Below are 1,871 nucleotides of genomic sequence, written 5' to 3' on the forward strand. Positions count from 1 at the left end.
CCCTGGGACAAGCTCGATATTTCCGATCCGACGCGCCCCAGGCTGCTCTGCCGCGACGAGGAGCTTGCCGCTTTCAAGGCGCAGCCCGAGGGCAAATGACGATTTGCTAAAAAGCTGCTCATGCGGGGGAACATAGCAGCCTGCGCGAAGTTGGATTCGCATGGAGGAGGCTGCGCCATGAACAGTGTCATCTATCTCATCGGTCTGATCGTCGTTGTGCTAGCGGTGCTTTCCTTCCTCGGTTTTCACTAGGAGGCACCATGCAGCGCGAGAACGACCGGGGCCGCGAGCCCGCCGACTTTGGCAAGGCAAAGGACGAACTTTCCGACAGGATCCAGGAGGAAACCCAAAGCGCGGGTGAAGCGCTTCACGATGCCCGCGACGAGGTCGCCCGCAGGGCGGGGGCGTATGCGGCCGAAGCCCAGCAGGCCGTCGCCGAAAAAGCCGAGCAGGCGCAGCGCGATATCGGATCGAGCCTGTCCGCTTTCGGCGGCGCGCTGCGCGCCGCGAGCGATCACCTGGCCGAGAGCGACCAGGGCGCGGCCTCGAAATTCATGCAGGAGGCCGCGAGCGGGCTGGAACAGCTGTCCTCCTCGTTGAAGGAGAAGCCGTTCGGACAGGTGCTTGAAGACGTCCAGTCCTTTGGCCGCCAGAATCCTGGAGCACTTCTTGCCGGTTCGGTTCTGGCGGGACTGGCGCTTGGCCGTTTCATAAAGGCTTCGCCGCCCGGCACGCGCCTCCCGACGCAGGGCGCGGCCACGCCTGAATATCCCAGCCAAACCGGCATGGGAACGGACGCAGACCGGGATGACCCTCCAGCGAACTGGGGTTCCGACGGCGGCATACCGGGGAAGGCAGCGGAGCTGATGAAATGAGCATTCAGGACAATCCAAGTCTCGGCACATTGGTTGCCGATCTGGCGCAACAGGTGAGCACGCTCGTGCAAACGGAGGCCAGGCTCCTAAGGGCGGAAATCTCGGAGAGCGCGACCAAGGCCGGCGCAGGCGCCGTCGAGGTGCTGGGCGGCGCGATATGCCTGCTCGCGGCGCTTTTGGTCCTGTTGCAGGCGCTCGTCATCGCCCTGGCTCGCCTTGGTCTGGGCGCCGGGTGGTCCGCCTTGCTCGTCGGTGTGGTGGTTGCCGTTCTGGGCGTGATCCTGTTGCGGACGGGCATGGCAAGCATGGCGCCCTCCGAGCTCGCGCCGGACCGTACACAAGAACAGCTCAAGCGTGACGTGAAAGTGATCAAGGAACAAGCGAGATGACCGAGAAATCCGCAGCCGAGCTCGAACGCGAGGCGGAAGCCACGCGCGCAAGGGTGGTGGCGACCGCCGACTCCATTCGCGACAAGATGACTCCCGGCCAGCTCTTCGACGAGTTCACGGGGCTTTTCAGGAATGGCACGGGCTCCGACATGCTCCACAACCTGAAGGTCCAGGTTCGGGACAATCCGTTACCTCTGACCATGATCGGCGCGGGTCTGGCCTGGCTAATGTTGGGCAGTGGCGCTTCGAGCGCGTCGACTGGCACCGATCGCGTGACGCGGCGCGGTCCCGGGCTCGATCAGGGAGCATTTGGGGCTGGAATGAGTTCGACGGCCTCGAATGCGGCAGGCTCTGTTGGCGAAGCGGCCAGTGGAGCGGCCGCAACTGTCTCGGGAATGGCCAGCGAAGCAGCCGGCACAGTGTCGGACATGGCGAGCAGCGCTGCGGACACGCTTGCGAGCTCGGCGGCAGCTACGGCCGACATGGCGACGAGCGCCGGCCGGTCCGCGCACAATCTGCTTCAGGATCAGCCTCTCGCTGCGGCCGCCGTCGGCCTCGCCATCGGAGCTGCGATCGGCGCCATGCTGCCCCACACGGAACTCGAGGA

General features: G+C 65.0%; 3 protein-coding genes. All 3 read left to right on the top strand.

What is annotated here, in order from left to right; all coding sequences use genetic code 11:
- Positions 1 to 260 precede the first annotated feature (260 nt).
- Positions 261 to 875 carry a hypothetical protein gene (locus tag EOA28_RS34455; protein WP_189342362.1) on the top strand — a complete coding sequence of 205 codons (615 nt, stop codon included), beginning with the start codon at positions 261 to 263 and terminating at the stop codon, positions 873 to 875.
- Complete coding sequence (locus EOA28_RS34460) at positions 872 to 1,264, top strand: phage holin family protein (protein WP_127249206.1); 393 nt, start codon at positions 872 to 874, stop codon at positions 1,262 to 1,264. The genes EOA28_RS34455 and EOA28_RS34460 overlap by 4 nt, the downstream gene beginning before the upstream one ends.
- Positions 1,261 to 1,871: DUF3618 domain-containing protein (locus tag EOA28_RS34465; protein WP_128315779.1), on the top strand; the 611-nt coding region annotated here is incomplete at its 3' end. The genes EOA28_RS34460 and EOA28_RS34465, both read left to right, overlap by 4 nt.

Source organism: Mesorhizobium sp. M2A.F.Ca.ET.067.02.1.1 (assembly GCF_004023285.1).
Classification (GTDB): domain Bacteria; phylum Pseudomonadota; class Alphaproteobacteria; order Rhizobiales; family Rhizobiaceae; genus Mesorhizobium.

Excerpts from the sequence above, each read along its gene's own strand:
- EOA28_RS34455 (WP_189342362.1), top strand. The coding sequence starts at position 261 with ATGCAGCGCGAGAACGACCGGGGCCGCGAGCCCGCCGACTTTGGCAAG.
- EOA28_RS34460 (WP_127249206.1), top strand. The coding sequence starts at position 872 with ATGAGCATTCAGGACAATCCAAGTCTCGGCACATTGGTTGCCGATCTG.